At 65.3% G+C, this 15,246-nt stretch carries 14 protein-coding genes; 7 read left to right on the top strand and 7 right to left on the bottom strand.

Going from position 1 to position 15,246, the window contains the following annotated elements; translation table 11 throughout:
• Position 1: 1 nt before the first annotated feature.
• From paaD to JF290_RS06785, 4 genes are read left to right on the top strand one after another with little or no spacing between them, the layout of a single operon-like run.
• On the top strand, positions 2–460 hold the full coding sequence (gene paaD, locus JF290_RS06800; RefSeq protein WP_199024091.1) for a 1,2-phenylacetyl-CoA epoxidase subunit PaaD: 459 nt from the start codon (positions 2–4) through the stop codon (positions 458–460).
• Positions 461–479: 19 nt separating this feature from the next.
• Complete coding sequence (locus tag JF290_RS06795) at positions 480–836, top strand: nuclear transport factor 2 family protein (RefSeq protein ID WP_199024090.1); 357 nt, start codon at positions 480–482, stop codon at positions 834–836.
• A 9-nt stretch (positions 837–845) separates the two neighbouring features.
• The gene (locus tag JF290_RS06790; RefSeq protein ID WP_199024089.1) at positions 846–1,913 is read left to right on the top strand and encodes a 2Fe-2S iron-sulfur cluster-binding protein; all 1,068 of its coding nucleotides are present in this window, start codon (positions 846–848) and stop codon (positions 1,911–1,913) included.
• Positions 1,914–1,928: 15 nt separating this feature from the next.
• On the top strand, positions 1,929–2,684 hold the full coding sequence (locus JF290_RS06785; RefSeq protein ID WP_199024088.1) for a Phenylacetic acid catabolic protein: 756 nt from the start codon (positions 1,929–1,931) through the stop codon (positions 2,682–2,684).
• 7 nt (positions 2,685–2,691) lie between these two features.
• Here JF290_RS06785 and JF290_RS06780 read toward each other — a convergent pair whose 3' ends face one another.
• The 5 genes from JF290_RS06780 to JF290_RS06760 all read right to left on the bottom strand — a co-directional run bounded on the left by JF290_RS06780 (position 2,692) and on the right by JF290_RS06760 (position 9,996).
• Complete coding sequence (locus JF290_RS06780) at positions 2,692–5,001, bottom strand: Tex family protein (RefSeq protein WP_199024087.1); 2,310 nt, start codon at positions 4,999–5,001, stop codon at positions 2,692–2,694.
• Positions 5,002–5,070: 69 nt separating this feature from the next.
• Positions 5,071–5,421, bottom strand: coding sequence for a RidA family protein (locus tag JF290_RS06775; RefSeq protein ID WP_199024086.1), 351 nt, complete (start codon positions 5,419–5,421; stop codon positions 5,071–5,073).
• 95 nt (positions 5,422–5,516) lie between these two features.
• Positions 5,517–6,185, bottom strand: a complete 669-nt coding sequence (locus tag JF290_RS06770) for a hypothetical protein (protein WP_199024085.1) — start codon at positions 6,183–6,185, stop codon at positions 5,517–5,519.
• 2 nt (positions 6,186–6,187) lie between these two features.
• Positions 6,188–7,588: a selenium-binding protein SBP56-related protein gene (locus JF290_RS06765; protein ID WP_199024084.1), complete on the bottom strand. Its 1,401-nt coding sequence runs from the start codon at positions 7,586–7,588 to the stop codon at positions 6,188–6,190.
• Between the two features lie 155 nt (positions 7,589–7,743).
• Positions 7,744–9,996 (bottom strand): molybdopterin-dependent oxidoreductase, encoded by a 2,253-nt coding sequence (locus JF290_RS06760; protein WP_233155184.1) that lies wholly within the window; start codon positions 9,994–9,996, stop codon positions 7,744–7,746.
• 217 nt (positions 9,997–10,213) lie between these two features.
• Between JF290_RS06760 and JF290_RS06755 the strand changes: the two genes are divergently transcribed.
• Together JF290_RS06755 and JF290_RS06750 are read left to right on the top strand one after the other, a co-directional pair.
• A complete protein-coding gene (locus tag JF290_RS06755) occupies positions 10,214–11,140 on the top strand; it encodes an MBL fold metallo-hydrolase (protein WP_199024083.1) in 927 nt (308 codons plus the stop codon).
• Positions 11,141–11,196: 56 nt separating this feature from the next.
• Positions 11,197–11,583, top strand: coding sequence for a RidA family protein (locus tag JF290_RS06750; protein ID WP_199024082.1), 387 nt, complete (start codon positions 11,197–11,199; stop codon positions 11,581–11,583).
• 7 nt (positions 11,584–11,590) lie between these two features.
• Here the strand turns inward: JF290_RS06750 and JF290_RS06745 are convergent, their stop codons facing one another.
• Entirely contained in the window at positions 11,591–12,919 is a 1,329-nt protein-coding gene (locus JF290_RS06745; RefSeq protein WP_199024081.1) for an NAD(P)/FAD-dependent oxidoreductase, read from the bottom strand.
• A gap of 89 nt (positions 12,920–13,008) precedes the next feature.
• On the opposite strand from JF290_RS06745, the gene JF290_RS06740 reads away from it, so the two are divergent.
• A complete protein-coding gene (locus tag JF290_RS06740; protein ID WP_199024080.1) occupies positions 13,009–13,401 on the top strand; it encodes a metallopeptidase family protein in 393 nt (130 codons plus the stop codon).
• Positions 13,402–13,428: 27 nt separating this feature from the next.
• On the opposite strand, the gene JF290_RS06735 is transcribed toward JF290_RS06740, so the two are convergent.
• Positions 13,429–15,087 carry an NAD+ synthase gene (locus JF290_RS06735; RefSeq protein WP_199024079.1) on the bottom strand — a complete coding sequence of 553 codons (1,659 nt, stop codon included), beginning with the start codon at positions 15,085–15,087 and terminating at the stop codon, positions 13,429–13,431.
• Between the last annotated feature and the right edge of the window lie 159 nt (positions 15,088–15,246).

Here is a 15,246-nt window from a genome sequence, read left to right as displayed (position 1 = left end):
GATGAAACCGTCGGTAGCGGAAATATGGACCTGGCTGGACGAGGTGCCCGACCCGGAGATCCCGGTGATCTCGGTGGTGGACCTGGGCATCGTGCGGCATGTGGCCTGGGACGGAGACACGCTGGAGGTGGCCGTCACCCCCACCTATTCGGGCTGCCCCGCCACCCGTATCATCTCGCTGGACATCGAAACGGCGCTGCACGACCGAGGCATCGGCGACGTGCACATCGAGACCCGGATCAGCCCACCCTGGACGACCGACTGGCTGTCAGAGAAAGGGCGCGCCAAACTGATGGATTACGGCATTGCGCCGCCGCGCGCGGCGGGCGGGCCGGAATGCTGCCCTCGATGCAAGTCGACCAATGTCACCCGCATCAGCCAGTTCGGCTCGACCCCCTGCAAGGCGCAGTGGCGCTGTGCGGACTGCCTCGAACCTTTCGACTATTTCAAATGTATCTGATCCCGAAGAGGAACCGCCCGTGACCAGCCCGACTTGCAGTCCGCGCGCCACCGTAGATGCCTATATCGAGGGCACGCGCAACCGGGATATCGCCCTGCTCAAACAGCTTTTTCATGATGACGCAGTAATGACCGGTTGGTTTGACGGCAGTTTGGGGGTCGGCGGGCCGGGGCCATTCTTTCAGGAGCTTGAGCAAAACGAGGTCGGCCAGAACTACACGGGTACTGTCGTCTCTGTCGTGCAAACCGACCGAATTGCCACGGCACAGGTCGACGAGACCAACCTTCTGGGCGTTTCGTTTTCCAACCATTTCCATCTGATTCAGATTGATGACGGCAATTGGCGCATCATCTCGAAACTCTTCCGGCATTATTGAGGCACTGCGATGGCCCATTTTCATGACCTGACCGTCACTGACGTCACCAAGACAATCCGCGATGCGGTCGTCGTGACGTTGAAGCCCGTGAACGGCGGCGACTTCGACTTCATCCAGGGCCAGTACCTGACCTTTCGGCAGAAATTCGACGGCATCGAGGTGCGTCGCTCCTATTCGATCTGCGCTGGCAAGGACGATGGCGTGTTGCAGGTCGGCATCAAGAAGGTCGAAGGCGGTGCCTTTTCGACCTGGGCCAACGAGACTCTTGCCCCCGGCATGGTGATCGAGGCGATGGAGCCGATGGGCAGCTTTCATACGCCGATCGATCCGCGGCAGGCAAAGAACTATCTCGGCTTCGCCGGCGGCTCGGGCATCACGCCGGTGCTGTCGAACATGAAAACGGTGCTGGCACGCGAACCGCGCAGCACCTTCACGCTGGTCTATGCCAACAGGGGCGTGAACACGATCATGTTCCGCGAAGAACTCGAAGACCTCAAGAACCTCCATATGGGCCGGCTGACGGTGATCCATATCCTGGAAAGCGATGCGCAGGATATCGATCTTTTCACCGGGCGGATGGATGCCGAGAAGTGCAAGGCGCTGTTCACCCACTGGATCGATATCGACAGCGTGGACACCTCATTCATCTGCGGACCGGAACCGATGATGCTGGGCATCTCCGCGGCTCTGCGCGACCACGGGTTGAGCGACGATCAGATCAAGTTCGAACTGTTCGCGAGCGCTCAACCCGGCCGGCTGAAGCGCAAGGCCGGCAGCGCTGCCAGCACTGCCGCGGCCAAGTCCACCGAGGCCACCATCACCATGGACGGCGCCTCCCGCAGCTTCACGATGGACAAGGATCAGACCGTGCTCGACGCGGCACTCGAAAACGCGCTGGACGCGCCTTTTGCCTGCAAGGCCGGCGTCTGTTCGACCTGCCGCTGCAAGGTGATCGAGGGCGAGGTCGAGATGGTGGCGAACCACGCTCTCGAGGATTACGAGGTGCAGCAGGGCTATGTCCTGTCGTGCCAATCCTACCCGCTGACCGACCGGATCGTTGTCGATTACGACCACTAAGAAAAGGGGCCGACCATGGCACAGGACATGACCATCGACAGCTATCTGGCCCAGGGCGGCAAGCTGACCAACCCGACCAACGTGCCGCCACGCTACCGCGCCGAACTGCTCAAGATCATGGCCACCTTCGTGGACAGCGAACTGGCCGGGGCAGCCGGGTTCGCCGACGTGATCAACGCGGGTCCCGGCATCAAGGAACGCATCGCGGCCGCCCGCATCGTGCTGGAAAAGACCGACAACGCCGACACTGTGCTGAACCTGATGGGCGAGTTCGGCGCGAACACGGACCGATATGCCAATCATCATCCCTGGACGGACCGGCTTCCCCGCGACACCCCGCCCGGGACCGCGCGCAATGCCCATGACATGCGGCTCTCGGTGCTCAACTACCCACTGGACGGTTGGGTCGATGCGGTCACGATGAACCTCTGCATGGGGCTGGCCGTCGGTGTGCAGCTCGACGAATTCCTGACGTCCTCCTACCAGCCTTTCGCCGAGGCCATCCGCAAGATCACCCCGGTCGAAGCGCGCCACACCGAACTGGCCGAGGAAGGTCTGCAAAAGCTGATCGCGCAGGGCGGTGGCCCCGCCGCCGTTGCGGCCGTGACCTACTGGCGCCCACGCGTCGCCGCCGTCTTCGGCGAGGGCGCGCGCGACCGTTTCGAGCAGCTCAAGGCATGGGGCCTGCGCCGGACGCCGAATGCCACGCTCGGCGCGACATGGGAGTCGCGGCTGGACGACGCCCTCGCCCGGCTGGACCTGTCCGCCTGACGCGGTCCTAGCTGCGCTTCATCGCGTCGCGCAGCGCCGCACCGAAAGCGCCGGTCTCCTCGCGACGGGCCGGTTTTGGTTTCGCCACACCACCGTTGGCCTTGCCCTTTGGCGCAGCGCCCCTGTCGCCGCGCGTGTCGCGCGGAGGGGTTTCGCGCTCCTTGCGCATGCTCAGACCGATCCGATTGCGCGGCACGTCCACCTCGGTCACGCGCACCCGCACCACGTCGCCCGCCTTGACGACCTCATGTGCATCCTTGACGAACCGGTCCGCCAACTGGCTGACGTGGACCAGCCCGTCCTGATGCACGCCGATATCGACGAAAGCACCGAAGGCCGCGACGTTGGTGACCGTCCCTTCCAGCATCATGCCGGGCTTCAGGTCCTTGATGTCGTCGACCCCGTCGGCGAATTGCGCGGTCCTGAAGTCGGGGCGCGGGTCGCGTCCGGGCTTTTCGAGTTCGGAGAGAATATCGCGCACGGTCGGCAAGCCGAATTCGCCGTCGACGAAATCCTCGGCACGCATTCGGCGCAGGGCCGTGGCATCGCCCATGATGTCGCGCAGATCGCGCCCGCAGGCCGCCACGATCCGTCGTGCCACGCCATAGGCCTCGGGATGCACGGCCGAGGCGTCGAGCGGCTCGTCGCCTTCCCGCACCCGCAGAAAGCCCGCGCATTGCTCGAATGCACGCGGCCCCAATCGGGCCACATCGAGCAGTTGCTTGCGCGAGCGGAACGCGCCGTTTGCATCCCGATGCGCGACGATGGCCTCTGCCAAGCCCGGACCGAGACCCGATACGTGCGACAGCAGCGGCGCCGAGGCGGTGTTCAGGTCGACGCCGACCGCGTTCACCGCGTCCTCGACCACCGCCTCGAGCGACCGGCCCAGCCGGTGCTGGTCGACATCGTGCTGGTACTGTCCCACCCCGATCGAGCGGGGCTCGATCTTGACCAGCTCCGCCAGCGGATCCTGCAGCCGGCGGGCGATCGACACAGCACCGCGCAGGCTGACGTCGAGATCGGGAAACTCGCGTGCCGCCAGTTCCGAGGCCGAATAGACCGACGCCCCCGCCTCGGACACGATCACCTTGGCCGGCGCCTTGCGCCCCTTGGGCAGGGCCTTGAGCGTTTCGCCCACCAATCGTTCGGTCTCGCGGCTGGCGGTGCCGTTGCCGATGGCAACCAGCTCGACCCCATGTTGGGCGATCAGCCGCAGAATCGCTGATTTCGCGCCGTTCACATCGTTCTTGGGCTGGAACGGATAGAGTGTCTCGGTCGCGACCACCTTGCCGGTGGCATCGACCACCGCCGCCTTGACCCCGGTTCGGATGCCGGGATCGAGTCCCAACGTCGGGCGCGGCCCGGCAGGGGCGGCAAGTAAGAGGTCCTTGAGGTTGCGTGCGAAGACGGTGATTGCGTCCTCATGCGCGCGCGCGCGCAGGTCACCGAACAGATCCATCATCATCGTCGTGGCCAGCTTGACGCGCCAGGTCCATCCGGCAGCGGCGCGCAGCCAGGTGTCACCTGCCCCCTGCCCCGAGATGCCGATATGGCGCATGACGATCGCCTCGGCCCGTGCGGCACCGGTGTCGGGGTCTGGAGCGATATCGACCGTCACGACCCCTTCCTTGGAAGCGCGCAGCATCGCCAGCGCCCGGTGCGAGGCGACCTTGGCCCAAGCCTCGCGGTGATCGAAGTAATCCGAAAATTTCGCACCCGCCTGTTCCTGCCCCGGCACCACGCGCGAGGTCAGGATCGCCTCCTGCTGCATGAAGGCGCGCAGATCACCCAGCAGGGCGGCGTTTTCCGACAGGCGCTCGGAAAGGATGTCACGCGCTCCGGTCAACGCCTCCTTCACGTCGGCGAGCGGGCCACCGACATGGGGCGCGGCCAGAACTTCGGGGTCGGCTTCGCGATCGGCCAGGATCGCGTCGAGCAGCGGCTCGAGCCCATTCTCGCGCGCGATCATCGCCTTGGTGCGCCGCTTGGGCTTGAACGGAAGATAGATGTCCTCGAGCTCGGCCTTTGTGGTCGCACCGGCGATGGCGCGTGCGAGATCGTCGGTCATCTTGTCCTGCGCGCGGATCGACTCGCCAATCGCCGCCCGCCTTGCTTCCAGCTCGCGCAGGTAGGTCAATCGGTCCGACAGGGTTCGCAGCTGCGTGTCGTCCAGCCCACCGGTCGCCTCCTTGCGATACCGCGCCACGAAAGGAACCGTGGAACCATCGTCGAGCAATCCGATCACCGCTGCCACCTGCTCGGGACGGGCGCCGATTTCGGTCGCTATGAGGTGCGAGATGCGCGTTTCGGTATCCAAGGCGGCCTCCTGCTCGGGTTGGGGACCCGAGACATACCGCCGTGCATCGGCGACGCCAAGACGGCAAATTCAGGTGCGGGCGGCGACCACGATGAATTCGACAAGGTAGTCCGGGGTGGCCAGTTTCGCCTCGCCGCAGGCCCGCGCCGGGGCATGACCCTTGGGCACCCACGCGTCCCAAACCACATTCATTTCAGCGAAATCCGCCATGTCGGCCAGCCAGATCGTGGTTTGGAGGATCCGAGTCTTGTCGCTGCCGGCCTCGGCAAGCAGTGTTTCGACCTTTTGCAGGCAATCGTGCGTCTGTTCGGTGACACTGGCCCCCGGTGTTCCGACCTGGCCTGCCAGATAGATCGTGTCGCCATGTCGCACGATCTGGCTCATGCGGTCGTTGGTATGGGCGCGAATGATATCTGTCATGTCGGTCTCCTTGGGGTCTGGCGCGACGGATTGCACGTGTGCGGCCACGCTAGCGTGGCGGATGCGGGGTCACAACGGGCGATCGCGCGCGCGGATCACGTCGCCTGGACGGCCGGCCAGATGCCGAGCGCCCCGACGAGGATCAGGCTCAACGCCCACAGAACGTCGAGGTTGAACCAGGTGCGCGATAACACGCTCAGGCCCATCCACGCATAGACCCCAACCGCGATCACGCCGCCGGCAACTGTCATTGCGGCGGTGTGCACCATCGCGACCGCGATCGCCGTGCTGAAATTCTCGGCCATCAGGCCGGTGGCGGCGCGATGCCCCGCATCCAGTTCGTCAAGGCGGCAAAGGCCCAGATAGATCGGCACCAGCATCAGCGCCGCGCCATGGGCGATCGCCGCGAGGAACGACCAGAGCGCCAGCCGTTCGGGTTTGATCCGCGCCAGAAACCGCGGGTGACGGCGGCTGATCAGGAGATACACGCCGACGGCCATGACGAGCGCACCGGCACCTATCCTGATCTCACGTTGCCATTCGACCAGGGCATACATCGCCGAGAACGGGACCAGGATAACCGCCATCGCGAGGAAATGCCCGAGGCCGAGCATCATCAGCGCGATGAGCAGCGCGCTGCGGCGCTGTTCCATGAGTGCGGCGGAAACCGCCAGGGGCCAGCCCATGCCGGGATTGGCCCCGTGAAACAGCCCGACGCCGATGACGGCCCACCACAGGGCCGCCAGCGAAGGTTCGGCCGCCACGGTCAGGTGTTGGGATAGCAGAAACTGTCGGTCGAACAGTCGCCCCCTTCAAGCCGGATCTGGTGGCTGCGATAGCCTTTCGGGAACTCGACCCAGAAATCCTCGGCCAGGGTCAAACCGCCATCGTCACCCACGTTGGCCATGACCATCGCCCCGCCCCGGTCGCCCGGATAGAATTGATCGTCCCAAGTGGAATAGAGCGAGTTGGTCCAATAGACCCGCTTTCCATCGCGGCTGATCTCGACCATCTGCGGACCGTACCCGAAGGTCTTGCCGTTGGGGTGCGGCGTCTTCTTGACGATTCCGCCGATCTCGACCTTGCCGGCCAGTTTCGGGTTCATCGGGTCGGACACGTCGTATTGATGCATCTCGCCCGTGCCCCAGCAGGAGACGTAGAGAAACCGGTCATCGAGGCTGAGATCGATATCGGTGACCAGCGGCGGCACCGCTTCGAACCCCTTGAGCAGGTCGGGCAGGTCGTCGGCCGAAGCGGGTTGCGGATCGATGGTGATTGTCTTCCTGGTCTCGAAGCTGCCATCCTCGTTGCGCCACCAGGTGAAGATCGCGCCCTGCAGGTTGGTCGTGTCCACGACCACGCCGCAGAAGCCGTACTGCTTGGCCGGATCATGCGCCGGGCGGATCTCCAGCGCCATCTGGTGATTCTCGCCCAGGTCGATGGTCTGGATGTTCTTGCGGCCGCGCAAATCCCAGAAATGGATGCTGTGGCCGTACTTGTTGCTCAGCAAGTCCTCGGCGACGATCCCGTTCTCGAATTGCGGCGGTAGCCCCCATTCACTGCTGACCATGTAGTCGCGTGGCAGGTTCCACCAGAAATCATAGTGCTTGTCCTGGAGGCCACGATCCATCTCGTAGCGTCCGAGGATGTCGAAGGTCTCGCAATCCATGATGAAGATGCCCGGAGGCCCGTCGGTGCCGTCTTCGCCTCTTCCGCCCAGCGTCGAAACATAGATGCCCTCGGGACCGCAATGGATCGTGTGCGGCCGCGAATAGCCGGTCTTGGCAAAGACCTCCTCGGGTTCGATGATCTTGTGGATCTTCGCCTTCAGCGGCTCCTTGACGTCGATGATGTAGATGCGGCTGGACCGGATGCCCGGAATGATCAGGTAGCGGCGTTCCAGAAAGGCGTGGCCGGTCAGCGGACTCAGCGCCGAGGAACAGGCGTTCCAACCGAAATGGTGAAACTCGTCGCCCGTGTTTGGCATGATCACCTTGTGGACGATCTGGCCGTAAGTGTCGGAGTTCGGGTTCACGTCGACCACTGCAAGACCGTCGGGCTGCGCGCCGTCGGGACTGAGCATCAGGGTGAAGGCAAGCGTTTCCGGCGGCGCCGCCATGGCCAGTTTCGGAGTTGCATGAAAGGTCGGATCGGGTCTCAGGTTCATGTCGCAGTCTCCTCCCAGCGGCATCCTGCCGCCTGTTGTCACTCGTCCCTCGAAACTGACTTTTTCCGAACAGTAGCGCGATTCGTCCGCCGGCCGTCAACAAATCCAAAGGGAGCGGCACGCCCTTTGGATCAGCCGACCGATCAATACCGTCATCAGTCGTTCAGCGGTGCGACATCGACCAGCGCGGAGTGCGCGCTGCATCCCTGGCCCAGCCGCGACGTTCCGACATCGCGTGTCAGCACGTTCGGGTTGCCATGCGGGTCGATGTTGTCGCCCGGATCGCCGAACCAGGCGCCGGTCGGCAAGGCAACGACGCCCTGCAGGATGTCTTCGGACAGGACCGCGCGGGCGCGACAGGCGCCGCGGGCGTTGAACACCTGCACAAGATCTCCCGTGGTGATCGCCCTGGCCGCGGCATCCGCCGGATGGATGATCACGGATTCGGGGCGCGCGCCCGCGACATCGGCCAGCGCGCTTTCGAGCTGGCTGTGCAGCTTGTCGCCGGGCTGCGGCGACACGAGGTGCAGCGGGGCGGCGCCCGTCGCGGTTCCACGCCACTCGCCCGGGGGCAGAAAGACCGGATGGCCCGGACAATCGGCATATCCGAAGCCTTCGATCGTTTCCGAGAATATCTCGATCCTGCCCGAAGGAGTCTGCAGCGGGTGCGCCTCGGGGTCTTCGCGGAACGGCGCCAGCAGCGTGCGGTTGGGCCCCCTGGCGGCAATCGGGAGCCGCATCCAGTTGCGTTCCCTCAGCGTGTCGAGGTCAGGCACATCGACCCCTTCCTCGCGCGCAAGGCCGCGGAACTCTTCGTAGAGCAGCTCTATCCACTCCGCGGACGAGCGGCCCTCGGTGAACTCTTCGCCATGCCCCAACCGCTCGGCAAGGGCTGCAAAAATCTCGTAGTCGTCGCGGGCCTCGCCGACCGGCGGGATCAGTTGCGGCATGTGGAACATGTAATCGTCGAGATTCGCGCGCCCGATATCAGCGCGCTCATAGGGCGTGGTCGCCGGGAACACGATGTCGGCGCGTTTCGCCGTCGCCGTCCACCACGGATCATGCACGATGATCGTCTGCGGACGCGTCCAGGCGTCGTGCAGCGCGTTCAGGTCCTGGTGATGGTGAAACGGGTTGCCGCCGGCCCAGTAGATCAGCTTGATATCCGGATAGGGCTCGCGCCGCCCGTTGAAATCATAGGGCTGCCGCGGATTGCGCAGCATGTCCCCGATCCGCGCGACCGGTATGACTGTCTGCACCGGGTTTTCACCCTGCGAAAAGGTCATGCCCCGCAGCCCCTTGAACGACTTTCCAACGCCGCCGATGGCACCATAGCCATATCCGACGCCGGCACCCGGCAACCCCACCTGTCCCAGCATTGCCGCCAACACCGCGGACATCCAGTAGGGTTGCTCGCCATGCTCGGCCCGCTGCAACGACCACGCCACGGTGATCAGCGTGCGGGTTGACGCCATCCGATGCGCCAGCGCCCGGATCGTCTGGGCGTCGACGCCGCAGAGCGGGGCCGCCCACTCCGGTGACTTGGGCGCGCCGTCGCTCTGGCCCATCAAGTAGGGGCGGAACCGGTCGAAGCCGACCGTGCAGCGATCGAGGAAAGACCGGTCGGTCAGCCCGTCTGTCTCGAGCACATACGCGAGGGCCAGCATCAGGGCGGTGTCCGATCCGGGCGTGACCGGTATCCACTCGCAGCCCTCCGGCGCATCGGTCCTTTGCGGCGAAACGTTGATGCAGCGCATGCCCTTTTCGGCGAAGCGGTCGAACCAGTGTGCGGTTTCGTGCCGTGTGACACCACCCATGCTGACCTGCGCGTTCTTCGGATTGATCCCTCCGAACATCACGAGCGTTTCCGTGTGCTCGCAGATGGTCTCCCATCCGTCCTGGTGCTCGTAGAGGAACTTCAGGAACGGGCCGCCCAGAACATGCGGCATGATCGCCTGGGCGCAGCCGGTCGAATAGCTGCCGAACGATGCGACATAGCCACCGATCTTGTTGAGGAACCGGTGCGCCTGGCTCTGTGCATGGTGGAACCGCCCGGCCGAGCCCCAGCCATAGGAGCCGCCGAAGATCGCCTCGTTGCCATGGGTCTTGCGCACCCGGTCGAGCTCGTCCGCCGCGATGTCGAGCGCCTCGTCCCAGGGCAGGTCGACGAAGTCGTCGCTGCCCCGCCCGCCACGGTCGCGGGACTTGAGCCATCCGCGCCGCACCGACGGACGCGCGATGCGGGATCTGTGGTGCACGGCCTCCGGCAGGATCGCGGGTATCGCGCTGGGATGCGGGTCCTCGGCGAAGGGACGTGTCGCAATGATGCGGCCGTCCTCGACATCGACCTCGAACGCCCCCCAATGGCTTGATGTCACCTGCGTCCGCATTGCATCCTTGGATTCCATCGCTCACCTCCAACGCGATCCGTGTTCGTAACAGCGCCGGACCGCAATGCATTCACTCCATGACCTTGATACACCCCGGCGTCGCCTATTTCACGCGGGAAGTGACTCGCAGTGTTCCGTGCACAGCGATTGTGCGAGGCTTTTGCATCGGGCGTGTCGCCTTTTTCAACGGCCGTGCTAACTTCGGCGCATGAAGGAAGTAACAGGAGGTCCCAGAATGTCCCTCATACGTGCCAAACTCACCCGACGCGCAGCCCTCGCTGGGGCGGCCGCCCTGCCCCTCGCGGCGACGGCGAGCCGCGTCAAGGCCGCGGCCCCGATGATGGACGCGGGGTCCGCTCCCTACAATCGGGTCAAGCTTGGCGAGTTCGACGTCACGACCATCCTGGCGGGCACTCGGGCGGTTCCGGACCCGCAGACCATTTTCGGCATGAACGCCACGCCCGAAGAATTCGCCGAGGTGTCGACCGCGGCCAACCTGCCGACCGACCAGGCGCAGTTCTTCTTTACCCCCACCGTGGTCAATACCGGCTCCGAACTCGTGCTGTTCGACACCGGGCTCAGTGCCGCGGGCACGACGGCGGCGCTGGCGGCGGCGGGATATACGCCCGACATGGTCGACGTTGTGGTGATCACCCACATGCATGGCGACCATATCGGCGGCCTGATGAACGAGGGAGCGCCGACCTATCCCAACGCGCGCTACGTGACAGGCGCGGCCGAGTTCGATGCCTGGGACATGTCCGGCAATGAAACCTTCGAGGCGCAGATGCGCCCCCTGGCCGAACAGACGACGATGATCGATCCCGGAACCGACGTGGCCAGCGGCATCACGGCGGTCGAGGCGTTCGGCCACACGCCCGGTCACATGGCCTACATGTTGGACAACGACGGCAAGCAGCTGCTGATCGGCGCGGATTTCACCAACCACTACGTGTGGTCGCTGGCGCATCCGGACTGGGAGGTCAAGTTCGACCGCGACAAGGAGGCGGCGGCCAAGACGCGGCGCAAACTGCTGGACATGCTGGCCGCCGACAACGTGCCGATGATCGGCTACCACATGCCCTGGCCCGGGATCGGCTATGTCGAAACCCAAGGCGATGGTTATCACTACACGCCGCACAGCTACCAGTTGCTTCTCTGACGCGACCACCGGGCGAGACCGCAGCGCGGACTCGCCCCCCCCTGAAAGGCGACGGAATGAACAGGACCATCAAGACCCCGAACGCGCCGGCATCGTTTTCCGCCTACAGCCAGGCCGTCGAAGTCCCGGCAGGCGCACGCACGCTGCGCGTCTCGGGCCAGGTCGGCGTCTCCACAGACGGCACACTCCCGGCCAATGCGGAAGCGCAGCACGAACAGGCCTGGATCAACATCTTCGCCATTCTCGCGGCCGCCGACATGACCAAGACCGATATCGTCGATGTACTGGCGATGGTCAGCGATCCGGCCGGGGTGCCGATCTTCCGCCAGGTGCGCGACCGGATGCTCGAAGGTCACATGGCGTGTTCGACACTGCTGATCTGCGGTCTGGCAAGCCCCGACTGGAAAGTCGAAATCGCCGTCACGGCAGCGGCGCAGGGCTGAGCCCGGCTCAGAACCCGTGATCCGGCCGCACGACGCTGCCATCGAGGAATCGCGAAAACCGGAATGGGTCCGGGTCTACGATAGGCGGCGCACCCGTCACCAGGTCGGCCATCAGCCGCCCCGCGCCGGGGCCGATGCCAAAGCCGTGACCGGAAAAGCCGGTCGCGATATGCAGGCCGGGCAGCGCATCAATGGTCGATATGACCGGGATCGCATCCGGCGTCACGTCGATCAGCCCGGCCCAGCTCTGCACGACTTCAGCCTGTGCGAGGAACGGGAACGCGCGTCCGGCGTCGGCCCAGCTTTGTCGCAGCGCGCGCTGGCTGGGGGCGGGGTCGAGCACGCGGGTACGCTCGAACGGGGTTTCCTCGTCGGGCCGCCAACTGCGCGGCTCGCGCGCCTCTTCGCGCCAGCGCGAAGACAGCCGAAAACGCAGGCTGCGCCAATCCTCGCGCAACGCGGGCAGGAAACGCCGCGCAAGGCGGAAACTGTCGGGGACCAGATCGACCGTATTCTCGGTGCCCGAGGCGACGGTATAGCCTCCGTCGGCGCGCTTGCGCAGCGCAAAGCCGTCGGCCCAGACGGAGGTCTCCGGCCCCTCGACCCGCGTCGTGCGCATGACCGTGTTCAGCACCTTGAGCTGCGGCAGGTCGATCCCCGCGTTGCCGGCAAAGAGCCGCGACCACGCACCGCCCGCCAGCACCACCGCGTCGCAGGCCACCCGTCCGCGCTCGGTGATCACGCCGGCGACGCGACCGCCCACCATGTCGAGCGACCGCACCGCACAGCCCGTCAGAACCGAAGCGCCCGCCGCACGGGCCGCCTCGGCGATGGCAGGTGCGGCCCATTGCGGCTCGGCCCGCCCGTCGAGCGGCGTGTAGAGCGCGCCCTTTACCGTCATCCGGTGTCCCGGCAACAGGCGGTCGAGCTCGTCGCCCGACACCATGCGGCATTCGATCTGGTGGGGAGCAAGGTGCCGCGTCCAGCGATCGAACTGGGCATAGGTCCTGTCGGTCGGCGCGGTGAACAGGATACCGGTGCGGGTATAGCCGGTCTTGCGCCCGGTGCGGCGATCCATGTCGTCCCAAGCCCGGATCGCCTCGATCATCATCGGGATCTCTCGCGGATCTCGACGCGAGATGCGTACCCAGCCCCAGTTGCGGCTGGATTGCTCGCCGCCGATCTGGCCCTTCTCGCAAAGCAGAACTGACTGCCCCCGCTCGGCCAGTTCCAGCGCCGTGCTGACGCCGATGATGCCGCCACCGATCACGACCACGTCAACCCGCGCGGGCAGGGATGGATCGCTGTGAAAGGGGGTAAGGGCCGGACCGGGCATGGCACCACCTAGACACGGGTGCCGGACGACGTAAAGCCCCGGCGCAAACAGCCCTTTTCGACGGCACCGGATTGGCCCATATGCGAACCATGACACCGGACAAATCGCTCGCCCATTTCGAGACCGTGGCCCGCACCACCGTCGATGCGCTGCCATCCGCCTTCCTTCCGGCGGCGCGCGAGGTCGCACTGCGCGTGGCGGACTGGCCCGACCGGCAGATTCTGCGCGAGCTCGGCGTCGCGCATCCGCTGGATCTCACCGGCCTGTATGAAGGCGTGCCGATGACAGAGAAATCGGTCTGGGACCAGCCGATGGGGCCGGACACGGTCTGGCTGTTCCGCGAACCTATCCTGGCCGAGTGGCGCTCGCGCGGGGATGTGGAGTTGGACGACCTGATCGCCCACGTGACGATTCACGAGTTCGCGCACCACTTCGGCTGGTCGGACGACGACATCGCCCGAATCGATCGCTGGTGGGAGTGAGCGCCGGTCAGGGCACGCTCGTCATCATCAGCTGGGATCGCGCCACTGGTTGACGATGGGATACCGGCGATCCAGCCAGAACGCTCGCTTGGTCAGGCGCGGCCCGGGTGCCGACTGGAACCGCTTGTATTCGCTCAGATAGATCAGCCGCTCGACCTTCTGCGCGGTCTCGCGCGCGAAGCCCGCAGCGACGCAATCGGCGATCGACCCGTCCCGATCCACGAGGATCTCGAGGATCGCGTCCAGCTCGGGATAATCCGGCAGGCTGTCGCTGTCCTTCTGATCCTCGCGCAGTTCCGCCGTCGGCGGTTTGGAGATCACGTTGGGCGGAATCACCTCGCCCTCGGGCCCCATCATCCAGTCGCGATGGTTGGCGTTGCGCCAGCGGCAGGTTTCGAACACCCGTGTCTTGTAGAGATCCTTGATCGGGTTGTAGCCGCCCGCCATGTCGCCGTAGATCGTGGCATAGCCGACCGCCACCTCGGACTTGTTGCCCGTGGTCAGAAGCATCTCGCCGAACTTGTTGGACAACGCCATCAGCAGCAGCCCGCGCAGGCGGGACTGGATGTTTTCCTCGGTCAGGTCCGGCTTGAGCCCGTCAAACAGCGGCGCCAGCGTTTCGGTGATCGCCGCCCTGCCCTTGGTGATCGGGACGTGGTCATACCGGCAGCCCAGCGCCTCGGCGACCGCCTCGGCATCGGCGAGGCTCTCACGGCTGGTGTATTCCGACGGCAGCATCACGCAGCGCACATTCTCGGCCCCCAGCGCGTCGACAGCGATGGCCGCGACGATGGCGCTGTCCACCCCACCCGACAAGCCCAGCAGAACCTTGTGAAAGCCCGACTTGGCCACGTAGTCGCGCAGCCCCGTCACCATGACACGATAGTCCTGCTCGTACGGATCGGGATGCCTGTGCTCGACTCCCGGCACGATGCGCCAGCCGTCATCGCCGCGTTCCAGGTCGACATGGGTGATCGCACGGTCGAACAGCGGCATCTGCACCGCCAGGGCACCGCCCGGATTGAGCGCGAAACTGCCACCGTCGAACACCTGGTCATCCTGCCCGCCGACCATGTTCAGGTAGATCAGCGGCAGACCGGTCTCGACCACCCTTGCGACCATGTGGTTGAGCCTGGTGTCGAACTTGCCGCGGTAGTAGGGAGATCCGTTGGGCACCAGCAGGAACTCGGCCCCGGTCTCGGCCAGCGTTTCGGCTACATCCTCGTGCCAGGCATCCTCGCAGATCGGGCTGCCGATCCGGGTGTCGCCCACCGAATAGGGCCCGCCGAGCGGTCCCGCGTCGAAGATCCGAACCTCGTCGAACACGGTTTCGTTGGGCAGGTGGTGTTTCAGCACCGTGCTGGCGATCCGCCCGTCCTTGAGGATCATGTAGGCGTTGAACAGACCCGTGCCTTCGACCCAGGGCCCGCCGATGGCCAGCGCCGGACCGTCGGCGCAGTCGACCGCAAGCTGGCGCACGGTTTCCATCGCGGCGGTGTGGAACGCCGGTTTGCGCACCAGGTCCTGCGCGTTGTACCCGGTGATGAACATCTCGGGCAGCGCCACCAGGTCGGCCCCGGCCGCGCGTCCCTCGGACCACGCGTCACGGGCCTGCGCGGCGTTTCCGGCGAGGTCGCCGACGACCGGGTTCAACTGTGCCAAGGTCACGCGAAATCGCTCGGTCATCCTGCCCTCTTGCCCAAAACCATCTGCTGCCATTTAGCAGATCGCCGCCGGAGGGGAAGGGAGACGGGGCAAAAGACATTGCTCCCCGGAGCACGAACACCTAATTTCAACACAAACGGGTCAAAATGCCCGCGAGCAGGCAACAGGACACGCATGACG

Source organism: Sedimentitalea arenosa (assembly GCF_016428585.1).
Taxonomy (GTDB): domain Bacteria; phylum Pseudomonadota; class Alphaproteobacteria; order Rhodobacterales; family Rhodobacteraceae; genus Sedimentitalea; species Sedimentitalea arenosa.
This window is presented reverse-complemented; position numbering and strand designations above follow the sequence as displayed.

Excerpts from the sequence above, each read along its gene's own strand:
- paaD (WP_199024091.1), top strand. The coding sequence starts at position 2 with ATGAAACCGTCGGTAGCGGAAATATGGACCTGGCTGGACGAGGTGCCC.
- JF290_RS06790 (WP_199024089.1), top strand. The coding sequence starts at position 846 with ATGGCCCATTTTCATGACCTGACCGTCACTGACGTCACCAAGACAATC.
- JF290_RS06785 (WP_199024088.1), top strand. The coding sequence starts at position 1,929 with ATGGCACAGGACATGACCATCGACAGCTATCTGGCCCAGGGCGGCAAG.
- JF290_RS06775 (WP_199024086.1), bottom strand. The coding sequence starts at position 5,421 with ATGACAGATATCATTCGCGCCCATACCAACGACCGCATGAGCCAGATC.
- JF290_RS06765 (WP_199024084.1), bottom strand. The coding sequence starts at position 7,588 with ATGAACCTGAGACCCGATCCGACCTTTCATGCAACTCCGAAACTGGCC.
- JF290_RS06760 (WP_233155184.1), bottom strand. The coding sequence starts at position 9,996 with ATGGAATCCAAGGATGCAATGCGGACGCAGGTGACATCAAGCCATTGG.
- JF290_RS06755 (WP_199024083.1), top strand. The coding sequence starts at position 10,214 with ATGTCCCTCATACGTGCCAAACTCACCCGACGCGCAGCCCTCGCTGGG.
- JF290_RS06750 (WP_199024082.1), top strand. The coding sequence starts at position 11,197 with ATGAACAGGACCATCAAGACCCCGAACGCGCCGGCATCGTTTTCCGCC.
- JF290_RS06745 (WP_199024081.1), bottom strand. The coding sequence starts at position 12,919 with ATGCCCGGTCCGGCCCTTACCCCCTTTCACAGCGATCCATCCCTGCCC.
- JF290_RS06740 (WP_199024080.1), top strand. The coding sequence starts at position 13,009 with ATGACACCGGACAAATCGCTCGCCCATTTCGAGACCGTGGCCCGCACC.
- JF290_RS06735 (WP_199024079.1), bottom strand. The coding sequence starts at position 15,087 with ATGACCGAGCGATTTCGCGTGACCTTGGCACAGTTGAACCCGGTCGTC.